This window comes from Mycobacterium sp. 3519A (assembly GCF_900240945.1).
GTDB lineage: Bacteria > Actinomycetota > Actinomycetes > Mycobacteriales > Mycobacteriaceae > Mycobacterium.
Genome location: NZ_OESG01000014.1, coordinates 2,199,736 through 2,220,892, shown reverse-complemented (window position 1 = coordinate 2,220,892; position 21,157 = coordinate 2,199,736). Strand labels below are relative to the sequence as shown.

At 67.3% G+C, this 21,157-nt stretch carries 19 protein-coding genes; 9 read left to right on the top strand and 10 right to left on the bottom strand.

Annotated elements, in window-relative coordinates:
- The first annotated feature begins 75 nt into the window (after positions 1-75).
- From C1A30_RS31945 to C1A30_RS31915, 7 genes are all read left to right on the top strand, one after another.
- Positions 76-2,010, top strand: a complete 1,935-nt coding sequence (locus tag C1A30_RS31945) for a biotin carboxylase N-terminal domain-containing protein (RefSeq protein ID WP_101952206.1) — start codon at positions 76-78, stop codon at positions 2,008-2,010.
- Complete coding sequence (locus C1A30_RS31940; RefSeq protein ID WP_101952205.1) at positions 2,007-3,167, top strand: acyl-CoA dehydrogenase family protein; 1,161 nt, start codon at positions 2,007-2,009, stop codon at positions 3,165-3,167. The genes C1A30_RS31945 and C1A30_RS31940 overlap by 4 nt, the downstream gene beginning before the upstream one ends.
- Positions 3,167-3,937 (top strand): enoyl-CoA hydratase family protein, encoded by a 771-nt coding sequence (locus C1A30_RS31935; RefSeq protein ID WP_101952204.1) that lies wholly within the window; start codon positions 3,167-3,169, stop codon positions 3,935-3,937. The genes C1A30_RS31940 and C1A30_RS31935 overlap by 1 nt, the downstream gene beginning before the upstream one ends.
- A 153-nt stretch (positions 3,938-4,090) precedes the next feature.
- Positions 4,091-4,411, top strand: a complete 321-nt coding sequence (locus C1A30_RS31930; protein ID WP_142392693.1) for a hypothetical protein — start codon at positions 4,091-4,093, stop codon at positions 4,409-4,411.
- Positions 4,412-4,491: 80 nt separating this feature from the next.
- Positions 4,492-5,253 (top strand): SDR family oxidoreductase, encoded by a 762-nt coding sequence (locus C1A30_RS31925; RefSeq protein ID WP_101952202.1) that lies wholly within the window; start codon positions 4,492-4,494, stop codon positions 5,251-5,253.
- A gap of 93 nt (positions 5,254-5,346) precedes the next feature.
- Complete coding sequence (locus C1A30_RS31920) at positions 5,347-5,928, top strand: DUF1707 domain-containing protein (protein ID WP_101952201.1); 582 nt, start codon at positions 5,347-5,349, stop codon at positions 5,926-5,928.
- A 104-nt stretch (positions 5,929-6,032) separates the two neighbouring features.
- Positions 6,033-6,986, top strand: coding sequence for an IS481 family transposase (locus C1A30_RS31915; protein ID WP_101949618.1), 954 nt, complete (start codon positions 6,033-6,035; stop codon positions 6,984-6,986).
- Positions 6,987-7,094: 108 nt separating this feature from the next.
- Here the strand turns inward: C1A30_RS31915 and C1A30_RS31910 are convergent, their stop codons facing one another.
- The 8 genes from C1A30_RS31910 to sfnG all read right to left on the bottom strand — a co-directional run bounded on the left by C1A30_RS31910 (position 7,095) and on the right by sfnG (position 16,943).
- Positions 7,095-9,077: a VWA domain-containing protein gene (locus C1A30_RS31910; RefSeq protein ID WP_101952200.1), complete on the bottom strand. Its 1,983-nt coding sequence runs from the start codon at positions 9,075-9,077 to the stop codon at positions 7,095-7,097.
- Positions 9,070-10,452, bottom strand: a complete 1,383-nt coding sequence (locus C1A30_RS31905; RefSeq protein WP_200828480.1) for a sigma 54-interacting transcriptional regulator — start codon at positions 10,450-10,452, stop codon at positions 9,070-9,072. The genes C1A30_RS31910 and C1A30_RS31905 overlap by 8 nt, the downstream gene beginning before the upstream one ends.
- A gap of 53 nt (positions 10,453-10,505) precedes the next feature.
- Positions 10,506-11,153, bottom strand: coding sequence for an LpqN/LpqT family lipoprotein (locus C1A30_RS31900; RefSeq protein WP_101952198.1), 648 nt, complete (start codon positions 11,151-11,153; stop codon positions 10,506-10,508).
- A gap of 2 nt (positions 11,154-11,155) precedes the next feature.
- Complete coding sequence (gene purH / locus C1A30_RS31895) at positions 11,156-12,835, bottom strand: bifunctional phosphoribosylaminoimidazolecarboxamide formyltransferase/IMP cyclohydrolase (protein ID WP_235010292.1); 1,680 nt, start codon at positions 12,833-12,835, stop codon at positions 11,156-11,158.
- Positions 12,832-13,461, bottom strand: a complete 630-nt coding sequence (gene purN / locus C1A30_RS31890) for a phosphoribosylglycinamide formyltransferase (protein WP_101952197.1) — start codon at positions 13,459-13,461, stop codon at positions 12,832-12,834. Before purN ends, purH begins: the two co-directional genes overlap by 4 nt.
- 20 nt (positions 13,462-13,481) lie before the next feature.
- Positions 13,482-14,819, bottom strand: a complete 1,338-nt coding sequence (locus C1A30_RS31885; RefSeq protein ID WP_101952196.1) for a DUF6350 family protein — start codon at positions 14,817-14,819, stop codon at positions 13,482-13,484.
- A 60-nt stretch (positions 14,820-14,879) separates the two neighbouring features.
- Positions 14,880-15,722: a DUF5336 domain-containing protein gene (locus C1A30_RS31880; RefSeq protein WP_101952195.1), complete on the bottom strand. Its 843-nt coding sequence runs from the start codon at positions 15,720-15,722 to the stop codon at positions 14,880-14,882.
- Between the two features lie 90 nt (positions 15,723-15,812).
- Positions 15,813-16,943 carry a dimethylsulfone monooxygenase SfnG gene (gene sfnG, locus C1A30_RS31875; protein WP_101953034.1) on the bottom strand — a complete coding sequence of 377 codons (1,131 nt, stop codon included), beginning with the start codon at positions 16,941-16,943 and terminating at the stop codon, positions 15,813-15,815.
- A gap of 480 nt (positions 16,944-17,423) precedes the next feature.
- Here sfnG and C1A30_RS31865 point away from each other — a divergent pair, with 480 nt between their 5' ends.
- Together C1A30_RS31865 and C1A30_RS31860 are read left to right on the top strand one after the other, a co-directional pair.
- Positions 17,424-18,107, top strand: coding sequence for a sensor domain-containing protein (locus tag C1A30_RS31865; RefSeq protein ID WP_101952193.1), 684 nt, complete (start codon positions 17,424-17,426; stop codon positions 18,105-18,107).
- Between the two features lie 487 nt (positions 18,108-18,594).
- Positions 18,595-19,422 carry a hypothetical protein gene (locus C1A30_RS31860; RefSeq protein WP_160112811.1) on the top strand — a complete coding sequence of 276 codons (828 nt, stop codon included), beginning with the start codon at positions 18,595-18,597 and terminating at the stop codon, positions 19,420-19,422.
- Between the two features lie 3 nt (positions 19,423-19,425).
- On the opposite strand, the gene C1A30_RS31855 is transcribed toward C1A30_RS31860, so the two are convergent.
- Entirely contained in the window at positions 19,426-20,586 is a 1,161-nt protein-coding gene (locus C1A30_RS31855; RefSeq protein ID WP_101952191.1) for a type III PLP-dependent enzyme, read from the bottom strand.
- Complete coding sequence (locus C1A30_RS31850) at positions 20,555-21,070, bottom strand: hypothetical protein (RefSeq protein ID WP_101952190.1); 516 nt, start codon at positions 21,068-21,070, stop codon at positions 20,555-20,557. Before C1A30_RS31850 ends, C1A30_RS31855 begins: the two co-directional genes overlap by 32 nt.
- Positions 21,071-21,157 lie beyond the last annotated feature (87 nt).

Below are 21,157 nucleotides of genomic sequence, written 5' to 3'. Positions count from 1 at the left end.
CGAACGTGAGCTTATGCCTGACATTTCGCGGAAAACTCGAACAAAACTTCACGTTCGGCATCGCGGAGGACACCAATGATCACACGAGTTTTGGTCGCCAACCGCGGCGAGATCGCCCGCCGGGTGTTCACCACCTGCCGCAGGTTGGGCATCGGCACCGTCGCGGTGTACACCGAACCCGACGCGGCGTCCCCCCACGTGGCAGAGGCCGACGCGGCGGTGCGCCTCGACGGCCGCAACGGATACCTCGACGCCGCACAGTTGATCGACGCCGCCCGCGCCGCGGGCGCCGACGCGATCCACCCGGGGTACGGATTCCTCTCGGAGAACCCCGATTTCGCGTCCGCGGTGATCGACGCGGGCCTCACGTGGATCGGGCCGCCCGTCGCCGCGGTCGCCGCGATGGGGTCGAAGATCGAGGCCAAGAAGATGATGGCCGCCGCCGGTGTGCCGGTGCTCGAGGAGCTCGACCCGGACACCGTGACCGCCGACCAGCTGCCGGTGCTGATCAAGGCGTCGGCGGGCGGCGGTGGCCGCGGCATGCGGGTGGTCCGCGAATTGTCCGACCTGTCAGCACAAGTGGAGGCCGCCCGCCGGGAGGCGCAGTCGGCGTTCGGCGATCCGACGGTGTTCTGCGAGCGCTACCTGGCCACCGGCCACCACGTCGAGGTGCAGGTGCTCGCCGATCAGCACGGCACCGTGTGGTCGGTCGGCGAACGCGAATGCTCGATTCAGCGCCGCCACCAGAAGATCATCGAGGAGGCGCCGTCGCCGCTGGTCGAGCGCACCCCGGGGATGCGCGCCAAGCTGTTCGACGCCGCCAGGCTCGCCGCCACCGCGATCGGATACACCGGCGCGGGCACCGTCGAGTTCATGGCCGACGAGCGCGGCGACTTCTTCTTCCTCGAGATGAACACCCGACTACAGGTCGAGCACCCGGTCACCGAGGAGACCACCGGACTCGACCTGGTCGAACTGCAACTGCAGGTTGCCGACGGCGGGCGCCTGGACCCGGAACCGCCGCCGTCGCGCGGGTATTCGATCGAAGCGCGGTTGTACGCCGAAGACCCGGCCAAGGGCTGGCAGCCCCAGGCGGGCACGGTGCATCACTTCGACGTGCCCACCAACGTCAGGCTGGACACCGGCGTCGTCGACGGCTCAGTGGTGTCGGTGTTCTACGACCCGATGATCGCCAAGGTCATCTCGTATGCGCCCAACCGGCGCCAGGCGTCGGCCGTGCTCGCCGGCGCGCTGGCGCGCACCCGCATCCACGGCGTGCGCACCAACCGCGATCTGCTGGTGAACGTGCTGCGCCATCCGGCGTTCCTCGACGGCGCCACCGACACCGCGTTCTTCGACACCCACGGGTTGGCCGAACTGGCCGCGCCACTGGCCGACGACGCGGCCGTCAAGCTGTCTGCGCTGGCCGCTGCGCTCGCCGATGCGGCGCACAACCGCAGCGCCGCAACGGTATTCAGCGCGGCGCCGAGCGGCTGGCGCAACCTGGCCTCCGGTTACCAGACCAAGTCCTACAGCACAGCCGGTGAAACACACGAGGTGCGCTACCGGTTCACCCGGGCCGGGGCGGAACTGCCGAACCACAACGGCGTGACACTGGTGACCGCGCACCCCGACCGGGTGGTGCTGTCGTTCGACGGCGTGGACCGCGCATTCGACGTGGCCCGCTACGGCGCCGACGTCTTCGTCGACTCGGCGCTTGGCCCTGTGCAACTCGTCGCCATGCCCCGCTTCGGTGACCCCGACTCTGCCGTCGCGCAGGGCTCGCTGCTGGCGCCCATGCCGGGCTCGGTGCTGCGGGTAGGCGCCGCGGTGGGCGACGCCGTGACGGCGGGCCAGCCCCTGATCTGGCTGGAGGCGATGAAAATGGAGCACACCGTCACCGCGCCGAGCGACGGTGTGCTCGCCGAACTCAACGTCGAGGCCGGCCAGCAGGTCGACGTCGGCGCCGTCCTTGCCCGCGTGGACACCCCTCAAGGAGACGCACAATGACAGGCTTCATCGAAACCGAAGAACAGCAGGCCTTGCGCAAGGCCGTCGCTGCGATGGCGGCCAACTACGGCCAGGACTACTACCTGGAGAAGTCCCGGGCAGGCCAGCACACCGACGAATTGTGGAGCGAGGCAGGCAAACTCGGCTTCATCGGGGTCAACCTGCCCGAGGAGTACGGCGGCGGCGGTGCCGGCATGTACGAGCTGTCGATGGTGATGGAGGAGATGTCGGCAGCGGGCTGTCCGCTGCTGATGATGGTGGTCTCCCCCGCGATCAACGGCACCATCATCGCCAAGTTCGGCACCGACGAGCAGAAGAAGCGGTGGCTGCCCGGCATCGCCGACGGTTCGACCACGATGGCGTTCGCGATCACCGAACCGGACGCCGGCTCCAACAGCCACCGCATCACCACGACGGCGCGCCGCGACGGCGGCGACTGGATCCTGTCCGGCCAGAAGGTGTTCATCTCCGGCATCGACCAAGCGCAGGCGGTGCTGGTCGTCGGCCGTACCGAAGACCACAAATCCGGCAACCTCAAACCCGCGCTGTTCATCGTGCCGACAGACACAAAAGGGTTGTCCTGGACCAAGATCGACATGGAACTGGTCACGCCGGAGAGCCAGTTCCAGGTTTTCCTCGACGAGGTCCGGCTGCCGTCGGATGCGCTGGTCGGTTCGGAGGACGCGGCCATCGCGCAACTGTTCGCCGGGCTGAACCCGGAGCGGATCATGGGCGCGGCCAGCGCGGTGGGCATGGGCCGGTTCGCGATCAACAAGGCTGTCGACTACGTCAAGACGCGGCAGGTGTGGAAGACGCCGATCGGCGCGCACCAGGGCCTGTCGCATCCGTTGGCGCAGAACCACATCGAGATCGAACTCGCCAAGCTGATGATGCAGAAGGCCGCATCGCTGTACGACGCGGGCGACGATGCGGGTGCGGCCGAGGCCGCGAACATGGCCAAGTACGCCGCCGGTGAAGCGTCGGTGCGCGCAGTCGATCAGGCGGTGCAGTCGCTGGGCGGCAACGGGCTGACGAAGGAGTACGGCATTGCCGCGGCGGTGACCGCGTCGAAGTTGGCGCGCATCGCGCCGGTGAGCCGGGAGATGGTGCTGAACTTCGTCGCGCAGACGTCGCTCGGACTGCCGCGGTCGTACTGATGGCGAGCCTGGTCCACTACGCCGTCGAGGGATCCGTCGCCCGGATCACCCTCGACTCGCCCGACAACCGCAACGCCTTGTCGACGAGGCTGGTCGACCAGTTGCACCAGGCCTTCACCGAAGCCACCGAGGAGTCCGGGGTGCGGGCGGTGGTGCTCGACCACACCGGCGGAACGTTCTGCGCGGGGGCGGACCTGGCCGAGGCGGCCGGGCGCGACCCCGGCGAGCTTGCGGTGTCCAGGGCCCGTGAACTCACCGCACTGCTGCGGCGGATCCTCGAGTTGCCGGTGCCGGTGATCGCGGCGGTCGACGGGCACGTCCGGGCGGGCGGGCTCGGCCTGGTCGGCGCGTGCGACATCGCGGTCGCCGGACAGGCCAGCACGTTCGCGTTGACGGAGGCGCGCATCGGTGTTGCGCCGTCGATAATCTCGCTGACGTTGCTGCCGAAGATGTCTGCGCGCGCCGCCGGCCGTTACTTCGTCACCGGTGAGAAGTTCGGGGCGGCCGGGGCCGCCGACATGGGTTTGATCACCCTCGCGGCCGACGACGTCGCAGCCACGGTCGCAACACTGACCGCCGAGATCGCCAAGGCATCCCCGCAGGGCCTGGCCGAGTCCAAGGCGTTGACCACCGCCGGGATCCTGGAAGAGTTCGACCGTCGAGCCGACGAGCTGACCGAGCAGTCGGCGCGGCTGTTCGTCTCCGAGGAGGCGCGGGAAGGGATGCTGGCGTTCCTGCAAAAGCGGCGCCCGCGTTTTGCTGACTCCTGAGAGTAACTTGCCAGAAATATGGGTAAGCCAAGCTAGCCGTGCGGACGTAAACTTATTGACGTAAACGTCAAACAGTTGCACACGCAACCTCAACTGAGGTTAGGGTCGGCTAAACGGGCGTACGGGGCGCCCGCCTGAAGTAAGGGAGACTTCATGAAGCGAATACTTGTCGCCGCGGCCGCCAGTGGCATCGGCGCGCTCGGAGCTGTTGGATTGATGTCGGCCGCGCCGGCGCAGGCCGAGGACTGCTCGAGCTTCAGGGTGTTGCAGGGCAGGTTTGTGTGCATCGCAGTGGGGCAGGCGGGAACGTTTATCGACTCGGTGAACCCGGTGAACCAGATCAACACGTTCCTGCACGGGACTGATGAGGTTCCGGGCGATCCCTCAACGAACGACGGTCTGGGCATCTTGGACCAGCCCAAGACCTTCGTCAACAGCGTGAAGACCTTCCTGAGCGGACCCACCCTCGGGTAGTCCTCAATAAGTCAACGGGCACTTGCACATTCGCGCAGGTGCCCGTTTTCTTGTGCTCGGCCGCGTAGGCTAAGCGACCGATGATCCGCAACGTCCTCGTCACCGGTGCGACCGGCACACTGGGCCGGAAGCTGGTTGGCGCGGCGACGGCCGCCGGACATCAGGTCCGCGCGATGAGTCGACGCAGTCACGTCGGCTACACGGGTGTCCATTGGGCCCAGGGCGATCTGTTGACCAACACCGCCGTCGACGCCGCCGTCGACGGCGTGAATGTGGTGGTGCACTGCGCCACTCAGGGCACCGCCGATAAGGACATCACCTCGACCGAGAACCTGATCACAGCGGCGCGCAAGGCGGACGTTGATCACATCATCTACGTGTCGATCGTCGGCATCGACCGGATCCCTTTGCCGTACTACAAAACCAAGCTGCGCGTAGAGCAGACCCTGAAAGCCTCCGGGGTCGGTCACACCGTGCTGCGAGCGACCCAGTTCCACGACCTGATCAAGATGACGTTCGCGATCCAGCGGTTCTCCCCACTGCTGTTGGCGGTCAAGGATGTGCGGTTCCAGCCCATCGACACCCGCGACGTCGCCGGCCGACTTGTCGAGTTGATCGACGCCGAACCCGCAGGACGAGCCCCCGACATCGGCGGGCCCACCGTGCACACCCACGCCGAACTCGCCAGCATCTATCGCAGTGCCCGCGATGGCCGCCGACCGGTGGTGGAGGTACCGGTGCCGGGGCGCATCGCGGCCGGCTACCGGACGGGCGCAAACCTGGCTCCGGACAACCCGGTGGGCAACATCAGCTTCACCGAATACGTGGCCGAACACGCATAAGTTTGCTCATCTAGCAGCTTCGCCGGAATGGCCGAGAGCACAGTTTGGCCAACGCCCTTGCATGTGCCAGCGTTAGTCGTAGTCTCGATATCGATGAGCACTCCAGCGCCGCGGAACAGTTCGATGCGTGCTGCAGACACCGATCGGATCCAGGTGGCGCAGTTGCTCACCGACGCCGCCGCCCAGGGTCGGTTGCCGCTGAGCGAATACGAAGACCGGCTGACCAAGGCCTATGCCGCGCAGACCTACGACGAACTCGACCGGATCAGTGCCGACCTGCCCGGTGCGGTCACCCGGGCACGTGGCGGCGGGCCGTGCCGACCCGCGCCGTCGACGCTGTTGCTGGCGATCATGAGCGGCTTCGAGCGCCGGGGTCGATGGAACGTGCCCAAACGCTTGACCACCTTCGCCCTGTGGGGCGGCGGCGTGGTCGATCTGAGGTATGCCGACTTCACCTCACCGGAGGTGGAGATTCACTCGTACTCGATCATGGGTGGCCAGACCATCCTGGTGCCGCCGGAGGTCAACGTCGATCTGCGCGGCGTCGGGGTGATGGGCACGTTCGAGCAGAACGTCAACGGCGAAGGCTCCCCCGGCGCGCCGTGCGTGCGGATCCGCGGCTTCTCGCTGTGGGGCAGCGTCGGGGTCAAGCGTAAGAAGCGCAAGGCCGCCTAGTTGTACCCGGACCGGACGTTCGTAGCAGGCGTGTCGGCTTGATGTGAGGAGAACCCCCGGGTGGGGTGTGGCTTGTCTAGGTCCACCACCGTCCGGAGGTTCTCGTGTCCCACCGTAATGCCCGTACTACGTTTCATGGCCGCCTGCTGATGGTGCGCCGCTATCAATCAGGCTGGGCTAAGGCCCATATCGCCAAAGCGATGGGAGTGTCACGCAAGTGCGTGCACACCTGGATAAGCCGGTTTGAGTCCGAGGGCGAAGCCGGGCTTGCTGACCGGTCATCGCGGCCGCACACGACCCCGACCCGCACGCCACGTGGCGTTGAGAACCAGATCGTGGCCTGGCGCCGGCGCCACCGCTGCGGTCCGGACGAAATCGGCGCCAAGCTCGGGGTGTGCGCCCGCACGGTGTCGCGCGTACTGAACCGGCGCCATGTGCCCTACTTGCGTGACTGCGACCCGATGACCGGTCAGGTAATCCGCGCCTCGAAGTCCACTGCCATTCGATACGAACGGGACCGGCCAGGCGAACTGGTGCACATGGATGTCAAGAAACTTGGCCGCATCCCCGACGGCGGTGGATGGCGAGCGTATGGGCGAGGACGCGCTCCGGATCGAGAACGCAAGCATGGCAACGGATTCGACTTCGTTCACTCACTTGTCGATGATCATTCCCGGCTCGCCTACTCCGAGATCTTGCCCGACGAAAAAGGCGCCACCTGCGCAGGCTTCCTGCGACGCGCGGCAGCCAACTTTTCCAGCCACGGCATCACCACCATCGAGCGGGTGATGACCGACAACGCGTGGGCCTACCGCTACTCACTGCGCGAAGTCTGTGCAGAGATCGGCGCCCATCAGGTCTTCATCAAACCGCACTGCCCCTGGCAAAACGGCAAGGTAGAGCGCCTCAACCGCACCTTGCAGACCGAATGGGCCTACCGACAGACCTTCGCCACCAACGCCCAACGCGCCGCAGCCCTTGCACCCTGGCTCAACTACTACAACACTCAACGCCGCCACAGTGCACTCGGTGGCCTACCACCCATCAGCCGACTGTGACCAACCTACTGTCCGGGTACACCTAGTCGGACGACGATCAAGCGGCGAAAAGCCGCGTTGTGGGGGTACCGCCCACGCGAAGCGTAGGGGGAGAGTCCGACAATTGGGCTAACGGCGGCGACGCGACCGCAGATAGTCGCCGACAACCGCCGCGCCCAACCCGTCCAGATCCGGCACCACCACCCGGCCCTCGACGCGGCGTGCGACCTGATCGATGAACCGGGCCAGACCCGGATCGCTGCCCAGCCGGAAGATCGTCACCTGAGCGCCCAACCGGGCCACGTCGTCGAATCCCTTGACGGTGTGCTGGATCGTGCGGGGATGCGGAGGGTAGTCGAAGAACACCGACGTCCCATCACCGTCGAAGTCCTCGAGGTGCGCGGTCGGTTCACCGTCGGTGACGACGAGCACCACCGGTTGGGCGTTGGGGTGACGCCGCAGGTGACGCCCGGCCAACGCCAACGCGTGGTGCAGGTTGGTGCCCTGCTCGTAGACGCCCTCCAGCCCGGCGAGTTCCGCCGCCGTCACCGTGCGCGCGTAGCGGCCGAACGCGATGATCTGCAGCGCATCCGACCTAAACCGGGTGCTGACAAGATGATTGAGCGCCAGCGCCGTGCGCTTCATCGGCACCCAGCGATTCTCCATCACCATCGAGAACGAGGTATCCACCAGCAGCGCGACCACGGCCTGTGTGCGGGTCTCGGTCTCGGAGATCTCGACATCGTCGACGGTGATCTTCATCGGCAACTCGGCCGTTCCGGTACCGGCCTGCCGCAGCACCGCATTCGTCAGCGTCCGCGTCACGTTCCACGGCTCGGTGTCGCCGAACGCCCACGGCCGCGTCGCGCCGGTCAACTCCCCCGCGGCGCCCGCCCGGCGGGTATCTCGCTCACCGTGCCTGCCTGAAAGCTGTTGCGCCACATCGCGTAACGCGGTCTGACCCAACTGACGCATCGCCTTCGGCGACAGCCGCCACTGCCCGTCGGAGCCGCGGTCCAGGAAGCCCTGGTCCATCAGCGCCCGCTCGAGTTCGGCCAGTGTCTTCGCGTCGACGGCCGCGTCCTCACCCAACTGTCGGACCAGCATGTCGAGGTCGACGTCCTCCATGGTGGCGCCCGCGTAGCTCTGCGACAGTGCCTCTGCGAGCTGCTCGAGTTCGGCGATGTCGGCCATCGCCTGCGCTCCCTCGCCCATCCCCATCGGATTGTCGCCCGAGAAACGTGACGAGCCCGTCCAGTCCTCGCCCGGTCGCGCCGCCTGCAGGTGCGCGTCCAACCGGTTGAGCGCGTTCATCAACGACGGCGAGCCAAACGCCTGCTGCGCCAACGCATCCAGCTCGGCGCGCTGTTCGGCCGACAGGCTGTTGCGGAACCGCTGAGCCGCGGCCGCCCGCTGGGCCAGCGAGTCGAGCAGTTCCTCGACGTTCTGCGGATTCTCCGGGAAGAACTCGCCGTGCTTGGCCATGAAGTCGTCGAAATCCTGCTGGGTGTCCTCGCCGCGAGAGTGCTTGTCCAGCAAGTCGTTCAGGTCGTCGAGCATCTCGTTGACCCGCTGCCGGTCCTCGTCGGTGGCGTTCTCCAACGCCTGCTTCATCCCGGCGAACCGCTGATCCAGCATCTCGCGGCCGAGCAGATCCTTGATCTGCTCGTACTTTTCGCGCGCCTCGGAGCTGCGCCAGTCGTAGTCGGACAGCTCCTGCACCGCCTTGGCGGGCGACGACGGCAGCGACTCGATCCGCATCTCGTTGAACCTGGCGTCGTCGTCCAGCGCGCGGGCCAATTCCTTGCGCTCGGCCAGCACGGCTTCGTCGAGCAGCTTCTTGATCTCCTGCAGCGTGCCGTCGAGATTGTTGCGCTGCAACAGCTCCCGGCGGCGACGGTTGGCTTCGGCGGCCAGCCGGTCGGCGCCGCGCATGTTCCTGGTGCCGCGGCGCATCAGCTCCGAGAGCGCCCGCCGCGGCGAGCTGCCCTCCATCACGTCCTGGCCGATCTGCTCCAGCGCCTCGCGAAGGTCGACGGGTGGCGCCAGCGGGTCCGGCCCGCCGGTGTATCGCGAATACCGCGACGAGTGCCCGTGCCCGGGTTTAGCCATATACCGTCTCACCTTCGCCGGACACCTTGTCGATGCGCTTGGCCAGATACAGCGCCTCCAACGCCAGCTCCACCGCGGCGGCGCGTTCGCCGTCGGACTTCGCGTCGAGGCGCTGCTGCACCTGGGCGATCGCGGGCACCTCCGGCACTGCGTCCAAAACCGCTCGCGCCGAGACCCGTTCGCCGGTGGTCACGGCAGAGCCGTTCTCGATGGCGGTCACCAGCGGCCCGACGTCGATGCCGCCGAGCAGCCGCTGCGCGGTGTCCGCGGTGGCCCGGCGCAGCAGGTGCTCGAGCACCGCCTGTTCGCGGCCCTCCTCACCGGACTCGAACTCCAGCTTGCCGCGCAGCACGTCGATGACGGTGCCGAGGTCGCACACCCGGGCCACCGGATCGGACTCACCGAGAACGGCGGAGCGATGCCGCGCGGCGGCGGCCACGGTCTCCGCGGCCGCGATGGCGAAACGGGCCGACACGCCGGAGCGTTGGTCGATCGAGTGCGACTCGCGCAGATGGCGGGCGAAACGGGCCAGCACCGCCAGCAGATACTCGGGCACCTCTGCGGCCAGATGCGACTCCTGCTTGATGACGCCCACCTCTGCCTCGAGTTGCAGCGGATAGTGGGTGCGGATTTCCGCACCGAACCGGTCCTTCAGCGGGGTGATGATGCGGCCGCGGTTGGTGTAGTCCTCGGGGTTGGCGCTGGCCACCACGACGACGTCGAGCGGCAACCGCAGCGTGTAGCCGCGGACCTGAATGTCGCGCTCCTCCATCACGTTCAGCATCGCCACCTGGATGCGCTCGGCCAGGTCGGGCAGTTCGTTGATGGCGACGATGCCGCGGTGCGCCCGCGGGATCAGGCCGTAGGCGATGGTCTCGGGGTCGCCGAGGCTGCGGCCCTCGGCCACCTTGATCGGGTCGATGTCGCCGACCAGGTCGGCCACGCTGGTGTCGGGGGTGGCCAGCTTCTCGGTGTACCGCTCGCTGCGGTGACGCCAGGCCACCGGCAGGTCGTCCTGCAGGGTGGCGGCGCGCCGGATCGACTCGGGCGTGATCGGCGTGTACGGATGCTCCCCGAGTTCTGAGCCGTCGATCACCGGCGTCCACTCGTCGAGCAGCCCGGCCAGCGCGCGCAGCAGGCGCGTCTTGCCCTGGCCGCGTTCACCGAGCAGCACCACGTCGTGTCCGGCGATCAGCGCGCGCTCCAGCTGCGGCAGCACCGTGTCCTCGAAGCCGAGGATGCCGGGCCACGGGTCGCGGCCCTCGGCCAGCGCGGCCAGCAAGTTCTCCCGGATTTCCTGTTTGACGCCCCGCTCGCGATGACCGGCGGCCTTCAGCTCACCAACGGTCCGGGGCAGATCTTGGGGTTGGGTCACCACACCACGCTACGACTCCCTCGGCGGTCGTGCGTGTCAGCACCCCGTCGGCGTCACCCCGACGCGGGCGGCAGGAACTGAAATCCGGTCAGGATCGCTTCCGCGTCGCGCCGGTAGGTGGGGTCGTCGGGGTTCGCCGTCTGGATGGTCACGCTCGCCGCGTACGTCGCGTCGTCGGTGTGCATGACGGCCATCACCACGGTGCCGGGGTGGGTGGCGAGGTTGCCCATCTCCGGCGTCAGGTACTGCACCGTCTCGGCCGGCTGACCGCACAGCGTGTGCTCCCTGACGCGCAGATCGGTGGCGCCGAACCCGGATTCCAGCGCCTCGCGCTGGCTGTCGAAGACGTCGGCGGGGTGCTCGAACCCCGGCACGCTCTCCAGGGTCACCACGACGTTCGGGGCGAAGCCGTCGGCGGTGAGGCTTCTGTTGATCATCGCGAACCGGAACAGCTCAGAATCCAGCTTCGTCGAACGCGTCCAGCCCTGGGGTTGCGGGATCTTCATCACCGGCTCGTCGTCCTTGACGGCAGGGATCGTGGTCAACGGCGCGTCGACGGCCTCGCATTGCGACGCATCGGCCAGCGGGGATCGGTCGTCGGCGGCGACCGCCCGCGCGTCGTCGACGTAGCGCGTGCACGACGCCACCAGCAGCGTCGCCAGCAGGAGCGCCACAGCGGCAGCCCGCGACACCGTCACCATGGTCAGTGCGCGAAATGCCGAGCGCCGGTGAGATACAGCGTGATTCCGGCCTTCGCCGCGGCCTCGGTCACCACGTCGTCACGCATCGAACCGCCGGGATGGACGATAGCCTTCACTCCGGCCGCCGTGAGCGTCTCCAGGCCGTCGGGGAACGGGAAGAACGCGTCCGACGCCGCGACGGCCCCCGCCACCCTGTCCCCGCCCCGTTCGACGGCCAACCTGGCCGCGTCGTTGCTGTTCACCTGTCCCATTCCCACCCCGACGGTGGTGCCGCCCTTCGCGACCGCGATCGCGTCGGCCACCCTGTCCCCGCCCCGTTCGACGGCCAACCTGGCCGCGTCGACGCGGTTCACCTGTCCCATGCCCACCCCGACGGTGGCGCCGCCCTTGGCGACGACGATCGCGTTGGACTTCACCGCGCGGCAGGTACGCCACGCGAATGTCAAGTCCGCCAACGTTTCCGGGTCGGCAGGCTCGCCGGTCGCCAGAGTCCAGTTCACCGGATCGTCGCCCTGCGCGTCGATCGCGTCCCGCTGCTGCAGCAGCAGACCGCCGCTGATCTGACGGAACTCGGTGCCGGCCTGCTGCGGTTCGGAGGCGACGAGCACACGGATGTTCTTCTTGCGCGCAAGCACTTCCACGGCACCGGGCTCATAGGCGGGCGCAATGATCACCTCGGTGAAGATGTCGGCGACGGTCTCCGCCATCTCGACGCTGACCGCGGTGTTGGCGGCGATCACACCGCCGAACGCCGACAGCGGGTCGCATTCGTGGGCCTTGCGGTGCGCGTCGGCCACCGACACCGACGAGATCGCGATGCCACATGGGTTGGCGTGCTTGATGATCGCCACGCAGATGTCCTCGTGGTCGAACGCGGCCCGCCAGGCGGCGTCTGCGTCGGTGTAGTTGTTGTACGACATCTCTTTTCCGTGCAACTGCTCGGCCTGCGCCAAGCCCGGCCACACGGCGTCGTTGCGGTACAGCGCGGCCTGCTGATGCGGGTTCTCGCCGTAGCGCAGCACCGCCGAGCGCTTCCACGTCGCGCCGAGCCATGCGGGCAACGGCGCCGCAGGCTGCTCGGGTGCCAGCACTGAGCCCATCCAGGAGGCCACCGCGACGTCGTATTCGGCGGTGTGCCGAAACGCCAACGACGCCAGCTTCTTTCGCTCGTCCAGCGTGAACCCGCCCGCCCGTACGGCGGCCAGCACACCGTCGTATCCCAGCGGGTCCACCACCACGGCGACGCTGGGGTGGTTCTTCGCCGCCGCACGCACCATCGACGGGCCGCCGATGTCGATCTGCTCCACGCATTCGTCGACGCTCGCCCCGGAGTCGACGGTCTCAGTGAACGGATACAGGTTGACGACCACGAGTTCGAAGGGCGCGATGTCGAGGTCGGCGAGCGCCGCGACGTGTTCGGGTTTGCGTTGGTCGGCGAGCAGACCGGCGTGCACGTGCGGGTGCAGCGTCTTGACCCGGCCGTCGAGCACCTCGGGAAAGCCGGTCACCTTCTCGACCGGCGTCACCGGAACACCGGCGCCGGCAATGGTTTTCGCGGTCGAGCCGGTCGAGACGATGTCGACGCCCGCGTCGTGCAGGCCGCGGGCCAGTTCGGCCAGCCCGGTCTTGTCGTAGACGCTGATCAGTGCACGGCGGATCTTCCTGCGCCCGTCCCCTGTCATCCTATGGTTGCCTTTCGTCCGGTCCAGGTCACGCCGCGGGTGGCCAGCGCTTCCAAAACGTCCACCAGTAGCCGTCTTTCGACCACCTTGATGCGCTCGTGCAAGGTCGCCTCGTCGTCGTCGTCGTAAACGGGGACGGACTGCTGCGCGAGAAGAGGTCCGGTATCGGTGCCCGCGTCGACCAGGTGCACGCTGCACCCGGTGACCTTGACCCCGTACTCGAGCGCTTCGGCCACCGCATGCGCGCCGGGGAAGGCGGGTAGCAGCGCGGGATGGGTGTTCACGATGCGGCCGAGGAACCGGGAAAGAAAGTGCGGTCCAAGGATCTTCATGAAGCCTGCCGACACCACGAGGTCCGGCTCGTGTGCGGCGGTGGCTTCGGTCAGCGCGCGGTCCCAGGACTCGCGGTCCTGGTGATCACCCAGGCGCACGACGTAGGTCGGCAGGCCGGCGTCCGCGCCGATCTCGAGCGCCCGGCACTTGCGATCGGCGCCGACCGCGACGATGCGCCCCGGGTAGTCGTCGACAGCGGCCTCGAGCAACGACTCGAGCAGCGAACCGGTTCCCGACGCCAGCACCACGACCCGCGCAGGCGCGCTCGGGGGCACACGAAGGGGCTGCTGCACGCCTCGACAATAGTGGGTGCCTAGTCGGCGGCTTCGCCCTTACCGTCGCGCGCGGCGTCGTCGTCAGCAACGAAGTGGTCCTCGGGGTCCTCGACGTCACCGTGATAGTCGGCCACCGGCACCGGCTCGTCGGGCAGCGGGTCGGGCTCGTCGGCGAGCACCACCGGTTCCGGCTCAGGTTCAGGCTCGGGTTCCGGCTCCGGTTCCGGTTCCGGTTTGATCCGCTTGGGCCGTCGCGCGATGCCGCCGCTCATCACCACCGTCAGCGCACCGATGCCGACGAACCAGAGGAAGACCGCGGGCGCGAAGGTGACCTGGTCGACGCCGACATCGCCGAAGTTCCCGAGTCGGCCGCCGCCCGCGAACCCCAGCAGCGCCATCGCCAGCGCCGCGATCAGAGCCGCGACGACCAGCTTGCCGAGCGCAGGCAGCAGCGGCAGCGGTCTGCGCGCGCACTGCTGCCCGACCGCGACAGCCGACGCCGCGGCGGCGATCAGCAGCGCCACCCAGATCGGTCCCAGCGGCGGCGTCGGCACCGCCGCCAGCACCGGTAGCGCCGGGATGTCGCCGCCGAACACCGTGAACGAACTGAACGTCGCGAGGCCGACGTGCGCACTGGACCCGACGGCGACCGCCGCGGTGCCGACCATCACGTTCGGGATGTACAGCACCGACAGCAGGGTCAGGCTGAACTGGCCGAACACCGAGTCGGTGATCGCGTACAGGTCGTGCATCGTCGACCAGTGCACGATCAGCGAGCCGACCATCACCACACCGGACAACCCGAGCAGGGCCAGCACTCCCGCGGTGGCCGCCCGGACTGCGTCCGGTAGCCAGTTCGGCAGCGGCGAGGCCGCCAATGTCCGGCGGCCGATGCGGGAGCCGACCCCGATCGCCGCGCCGATCGCGTGCACCGCCAGCACCCCGCAGAACGCCCGCAACGCGTTCGGGGTCTGCAGTTCGGTGAGCACCGAGGCGGCGTCGTGGATCACCGCCAGCGAGATCGCGGCGATCAGCAGCGGACCGCCGAGCGCCGCACCGACCACCCAGCGGGTCACGAACCACGAATGTTGCGGCGACGTGGCGACCGCGGTGGTGCGCGCCGTCCCCCAGACCATGGCCAGCACCGGCAGCAGCGGCATCACACCGAGCTCGCTGCCGCCGATCGAGACGGGCACCTGGTGCACGCCCAGCCACATGCTGGCGATCGCGCCGAGCGCGCCCGTCATGTCGCTGTTGGCGATCAGCAGTTGCAGCAACACCACGGCCGCGATGACGACCAGCGCCACGATCGACGGCCCGAATGCGACCCGAAGCAGCTCACGCGCCTGGCGTGTGCCGACTGGTCGTTGGTCCACGGGTGGGGCCGCTCCTCGCGCTAGCTCACGCGCGCGAAGTTGACGCACGCGCGGCCCAGACTACGACGGAGGCGGGCCGGACTGGGTGGAAGACGACGGCTGCGCGGGCACCTGTGTCGTCGGCGCGTTGCTTGCGTTGCTCGCACTGCCCGACGAAGGCGGCTGGCCGTAGGTGGGGAAGCCGGTGGGCGGCGTCGGCGGACCGCTCTGCGCACCTGGCGAGAAGCCCCCGCTCGACTGGCCACCGCCGGGGTAGCCGCCGCCATACGGCGAGCCGTAGCCGGGGCGCTGTTGCTGCTGCTGATGCGGCGGACCGGGCTGATGCGGCTGCCCGTAGTACGGGCCTGGCGCGCCGCCGTACTGGCCGTACTGCTGCTGCTGCTCGTAGCGGGGCTTCGGTGCGGGCGGGCTGATCACGCCCGCGTCGAACAGCAGCACTGCGACCGCGACGATGGCCTGCACCACGCCGAACGCGATGATCAGGTAGAGGCCCCACTTGATCTCCACGCCTTCCGGCGCGGTCAGCACGATCGCGATGGCCAGCAGGAAGCCGAGCACCGACAGCACCGCCACCACCGCGGGTGCCGCCTTCTGCTTGGGCACCAGTGCGACGCCCGCGATCAGGCCGGCGAGCAGCGACGCCACCACGCCGATGTCGAGCAGCGTCGGCGTGAACAGGTCGGTGCCTGCCGACGCGAACAGCGGGCCGTAGCTCGACACGTAGACCGCCAGACCGAGCGCGGCGACCGCGGCGGTCAGATAAAAGGGCAACTTGCTGGGGCCCTCGGCGGCAGGAGCGGACGCAGGCTCCGGCAATTTGCCGAACTGCTGAGTGGGCGCTGCGAACTGAGTTGTCGGTTGCTGCGCGGGCGGATATCCGGGGCTACCGGGCGGGTAGGTCATGACCTCTCCTGTGCTGGCCTGAGGGATTCAGATAACCACGCTAGCGCACCCCCGTTGTGAAGGGTTGTGAAGGCGGCGGGCGTCCGCGTCTCAGGCCGACACCAGCACCGGCGAATCAATCGAATCTTGTTCGGAATTCTCGATTTCCCGCACCAGGGGCAGTACTCGCGAACCGAAGTAGGAGATCTCTTCCTGGAAGTGCAGGAAGCCGCCGAGGATCAGGTCGACGCCGCGTTTGCGGTACGCCGCAACGCGTTCCGCGATCTGCTCCGGAGTGCCGATCAATTGCGTGCGGAATCCGTCGTTGTACTGCACCAAGTCTTCGTAAGAAGAATCGGCCCACATGCCGCGCTTGTCCGACGTCGAGTTGCCAGCCTGCTGTACGGCGGAGCGGAATCCTTCGACGGCGGGCCGGTTGGCCTTCGCGATGATCTCTCTGAGGACCTCTTTCGCTTCCTTTTCTGTATCGCGGGCGATGATGAATCCGTTTAACCCGAACCGGACCTCGCGACCCGCGTCACGCGCGTGGTCGCGCACCTCGACGACCTGTTCGGTCAGCCCGTCGAAATCCTTGCCGTTGGAGAAGTACCAGTCGGCGTAGTAGCCGCCGTTGCGCCGCGCGGCGGTCGAGTTGCCGCCCTGGAACAATTCCGGGTTGGGCCGCTCGGGTGTGTTCAGCGGCTTGGGCTTCAGCGTGAAGTCGTGGATGCGGTAGAAGTCGCCGCGGAAGTCCACGTTGTCCTCGGTCCATATCTTGCGCAGCACCTGCAGGAACTCGGCGCTGCGGCGGTAGCGCTCGTCGTGTTCCAGCCACGGCTCACCGAGGTGGGTGAACTCGTCTTTGAACCATCCCGACACCACGTTGACGGCGAACCGGCCGCCCGAGAGGTGATCGGCGGTGGCGCCGAGTTTGGCCAGCACCGCGGGCTGCCACAGGCCGGGGTGGACCGCGGCGATCACCTTCAGCTTCTGAGTGGCCAGCAACAGCGCCAGCGAGAAACTGGTCGACTCGTGCTGGTACTCGGCGCCGTAGCTGGCCTCATAGCGGACCTGTGACAGCGCGTATTCGAACCCGTTGTTCTCCGCGGTCTGCGCGAGCTTGACGTTGTATTCGTAGTTCCAGTCGGTGCGCTGCTCGATGTCGCTGGTGACCAGGCCGCCGCTGACATTGGGCACCCAATAGGCGAACTTGACGTGGTCTGCGATCCGTTCGGTCGTCATGGTGTGCATCCCACCAATTGGCAGCCCTGGCCGTCGCGGGTAACGCTCGCCATGACGTTAAGTGTCGTCACGAGGCGTGACGCGATAGCTGAAGCGCCATATGCTCTCGGCCCCAACGGAATCGGCCGGCCGCGAGCCATGCAGGTAGACGAACGACACCACTTCGTCGGGGGCAACCTGCGACTGCGCTCGTCGTTCGGCGAGTGCCAGGACCTCGTCAGGAGGCAGACTCGACGGGACGACCAGTGTGTCCCGCCGCACCTCGCCACCTCGCATGCCCCATCGTGACGCCATCGGCGTGGCTCGGGCCCGCGTTGTGCACCCCCTGAGCGCAACTGTGACTGACCTGTTTCGGGTCGTTATCAGAAAACAGGGACATCGTTATCGGAAACGGCGCGGATTCGACGGACGCGTCAGCGGACCTGTTACACCATGGCATCCGGGAGGTTTGGTTCGGCGAAAAATGGGGAGGCCGAGAGGATGCGTCAGCCTGCGGTTGCGTTCATCGTTGCCGTGATCTGCGTGTTGGCGACCGGATGCACGATGACTGGGCGGGCGGTCATGCCGTCCACGATTTCGACGATGATCCCGCGTCCACTGGTCGAGCGGGAACTGGCCGGGCTGCTGCTCACCGTCGAGCAGGTGAACGCCGCGATGGGGTCGACGGCAATGGCGGTGACCGGCACCGAGACGACGATGGCGGACAACAGCACGACCATGGCGCCGCCCGAGTGTCTCGCCGTGGACGGCGCCGCCGAGGCCGTGGTGTACGCGGACAGCGGTTTTTCGGCCGAGCTCGATCAGAGCCTCAACGACGGCGACCAGTTCACGCACTACCTCAAGCAGGCCGTGGTGCTCTATCCCCTCGTCGACAAGGCGGCCGCTTTCCTCGATCACTCCGCCCAGCAGTGGCGGATGTGCCAGCAGTACACGCACACCCAGAGCAACACGCAATGGTCCGTCGGGCCCATCGTCTACGCAGGCGGCGCGTTGAGCACCACGGTGACCGAACAGGATGCCGCGGCGCCGGGGTGGGGCTGCGGACGCGCAATGTCATTGAAGAACAACGTCGTCATCGACATCAACACGTGCAGCGCGGCTCCCGGCGACTCTGCATCGAAGATCGCCAACCAGATCGCCAAGAACGTGGCCGCGCGCTGGTGATGATCGATCTCCGCGACCGTTTAGACGACTCTCCCGATGTTGCTCGGCTCCGCCAGTCCTCAGCCTAAGGGCCGATCCCCGACATTCCTAAGCGTTCATTACCTGCGCTGTTACTCGATTTATTGACGGGTAGGTTGATTTTGGTAGGCTTTGCAGGTTACAGGCGTAGTTCGCCAGAGGGGGTAATCAGCAAATGTACACAACGAAAACCGTGGATTCTCGTCGCACGGCGACCGGCGCACTGGTCGCCGGCGTCGTGGCTGGCGGATTGTTCGCGAGCGCCGGACTCGGATCGGCGCCACCCGCGAGTGCGTCATGCGTATCGATATTCGGGATCGGCAACAGCGCCGACTGCACCAGCACGTTGTTCAGTGCGGCCTTCGCCATCGGTAACGGCGCAACCGCTCACGCCGATGGGTTGCTCGGCGCGGCCTTCGCGGTCGGCACCGCCGCCAGCGCCGTCACGAGCGCGGGTTCCGTCTTGAACGTGGCCGCCTCGGTGTTCGGTAACAACAATTCAGCATCGGCGATCGGCGGCTTGTTCAACTGGGCCTTCAGTATCGGCGGCAACAACAATGCCGTCACGACACAAGGCAGCTTCCGGAACACCGCTACCAATTTCTTCGGCAGTGACAACGAGGTCACCACGCAGGGCGGCTACTTCAACTTCGCTCGAAACGTACTCGGCACCGGCAACGATGTCAGGACCGTAGGCGGCAATTCCAACGCGGCGGTGAACCTTCTCGGCAACAACGGAACTGTCGAAACATTCGGCGGCACAGGGAATCTGGCGCGCAACCTACTAGGTGAAGACAATCACGTCACGACCGTTGGCGGCTATCTGGACACCGCCAGCAATCTGTTGGGTGGCACCGGCAACGTCGTCACGGCAGAAGGCGGATATTTGAACTCGGCCAGGAACATCGGCGGCAGTGGCAACACGCTGACCGCAGGTGGACCCGGCAGCCTCAACGGCGTCCTGAACGTCGGCGGCGGTAGCAATACGATCAAGGCGGGTGGCCCCGGCAATCTGAACGCTGGATTCAACTTCTTGGGCAGGAACAACTCGGTTTCCGCAGGCCCCGGCCCGTTCGCGCTTGCCGGTTCCGTCTTCCGCGACGGCCAAACCGTTACCAAGCAGAACCCCGGCGTCGCGATCAACGGGTTCCGCGTCGGCGGCAACGCCTTGACCAACACCCAGAGCACAGCGGCAACCACCGCCAAGACAACGACCAAGAAGGTCGACAGCGCGGCCGGACCGGCTTCGAGTGAAAGCAAGAAGCCCAAGAAGAAGGGCGGCGCCGACTCCAAATAGCCGCTAGCCCATGACGATCGGCGTGGCCGGGATGCCGTTGAACCGTGACGCCGTCACGCTGGTGTAGGCGCCCATCCTCGGGCTGACGACGATGTCGCCGACTTCGAGTGCGGGCATCGGGTAGCCGCGGGCGATCACGTCGGCGCTGTCGCACGTCGGGCCCGCCAGCGTCACCGGTTCGTGTGCCGCGGCGGCGTCGTCGGTGAGCTCGCGCAGCGCGACGATCGGCGGGTGCACGTCCTCGGTCATCACGTTGGAGTAGCTGCCGTAGAGCCCGTCGTCGAGGTAATGCCACACCTGACCGTCACGCTGCGCGCTGCCGACGACGCTGGTGAGCAGGGTCATAGCGTCGGCGGCCAGGTATCGGCCCGGTTCGGCCAGCAATGTGAAGTCGTCGCGCGACGCGCCGAGCGCGGTGTCGACGGCCTCGGCGATGTCGTCGAGCGTGGGCATCCGGTCGCGATAGGTGACCGGGAAACCGCCGCCGATGTCGATGACGCGACTCTGCACACCGAGGCTGTGGTCGATGTGCGCGATGAGGTCCAGCGTCCCGCGCAGCGCGGTGGCGTAGGGCTGCGGCGAGTCGCCCTGGCTGCCGACATGGAAGCTGAAGCCGGCGAACCGTACGCCCGCGGCGAGAACGTGCTTGACCAGCAGGTCGGCGTCGGCCGGTTCGACGCCGAACTTCGACGACAGATCGGATTTCGCCGACGGGTTGCGGAACGCCAGCCGGACCAGCAGTTCGATGTCGTCTGGGCGGCCCGCGAATTTGTCTGCCTCAGTGGGGTTTTCGACTACGAACAGCCGAACGCCCGCGGCGTAGGCCTTGTCGATGTCGGCGGGCTTCTTGATCGGATTGGTGTGGATGCAGCGGTCCATCGGCACACCGAGCTCGCCAAGCAGCGTCACCTCGGCGTCGGTGGCGACGTCGAAGCCGCCGCCGCACACCGCGATCGTCGACAACACCAGCGGATGCGGGCACGCCTTGACCGCGTAGTGCAGCTCAAAGCCAGTTAGCTTTTCGGCCAGTTCGCGGTAGCGGCGGGCGACCAGGTGCGGTTGCAGCACCAGCAGCGGTGTCCCGTGGCGTTCGGCCATTGCGGTGAACCGGCGGGCGTCCTGCCGCAGTTGCTCACACAGCTTCGACCGCCAACCCGGATTCATCTCTCACCTCCTGACGGCCGACCAACAGACCCTTGAATCGCTCGTAGCTGACGATCGCGAAGAGGTAGAACGCGACGTCGGAGACGAGCTTCCCGAAGATCCAGCCTGCGACCGTGCTGTCGAACAGCAGTGGGCCGACGTAGAACGCGGCGGGTCTGACCGCCACGCTGTCCATGAGCTCGGCGGGGCCGAACTCGACGGCCACGCTGCGCAGTGCCAACAGAATGGACAGCGCCACCCGCGGCGGCCACGACCGGTGGCTGTTGTCGCGGTAGTTCCACCGCAGCGCGCTGGTGTAGGCGGCCGCGTAGTAGCCGGCCGACGCGCCGATGGTCGCCGTGATCGCGGCGGCCGCCAACGAGCCCGTCATCAGATATGCGACCGCCGCGCCGCCCAACTCCCCCACGGTGCCCGCGATCTCGCACGGCAGGTAGCGGCGAAGCCATTCGCGCAGCTTGCTTCTGGTATTCCCCCCGGTTGTCACACCGTGAACCCTGCCGTGCGGGCATGTCCCGGTCGCGAGTAGACAGCTACGTATTTCTGCTCACGCGCCACTACCTAGCGACCCCCG

Coding starts and splice junctions, on each gene's coding strand:
- C1A30_RS31945 (WP_101952206.1), top strand. CDS start 76: ATGATCACACGAGTTTTGGTCGCCAACCGCGGCGAGATCGCCCGCCGG.
- C1A30_RS31940 (WP_101952205.1), top strand. CDS start 2,007: ATGACAGGCTTCATCGAAACCGAAGAACAGCAGGCCTTGCGCAAGGCC.
- C1A30_RS31935 (WP_101952204.1), top strand. CDS start 3,167: ATGGCGAGCCTGGTCCACTACGCCGTCGAGGGATCCGTCGCCCGGATC.
- C1A30_RS31930 (WP_142392693.1), top strand. CDS start 4,091: ATGAAGCGAATACTTGTCGCCGCGGCCGCCAGTGGCATCGGCGCGCTC.
- C1A30_RS31925 (WP_101952202.1), top strand. CDS start 4,492: ATGATCCGCAACGTCCTCGTCACCGGTGCGACCGGCACACTGGGCCGG.
- C1A30_RS31920 (WP_101952201.1), top strand. CDS start 5,347: ATGAGCACTCCAGCGCCGCGGAACAGTTCGATGCGTGCTGCAGACACC.
- C1A30_RS31910 (WP_101952200.1), bottom strand. CDS start 9,077: ATGGCTAAACCCGGGCACGGGCACTCGTCGCGGTATTCGCGATACACC.
- C1A30_RS31900 (WP_101952198.1), bottom strand. CDS start 11,153: ATGGTGACGGTGTCGCGGGCTGCCGCTGTGGCGCTCCTGCTGGCGACG.
- purH (WP_235010292.1), bottom strand. CDS start 12,835: ATGACAGGGGACGGGCGCAGGAAGATCCGCCGTGCACTGATCAGCGTC.
- C1A30_RS31880 (WP_101952195.1), bottom strand. CDS start 15,722: ATGACCTACCCGCCCGGTAGCCCCGGATATCCGCCCGCGCAGCAACCG.
- sfnG (WP_101953034.1), bottom strand. CDS start 16,943: ATGACGACCGAACGGATCGCAGACCACGTCAAGTTCGCCTATTGGGTG.
- C1A30_RS31865 (WP_101952193.1), top strand. CDS start 17,424: ATGCGTCAGCCTGCGGTTGCGTTCATCGTTGCCGTGATCTGCGTGTTG.
- C1A30_RS31855 (WP_101952191.1), bottom strand. CDS start 20,586: ATGAATCCGGGTTGGCGGTCGAAGCTGTGTGAGCAACTGCGGCAGGAC.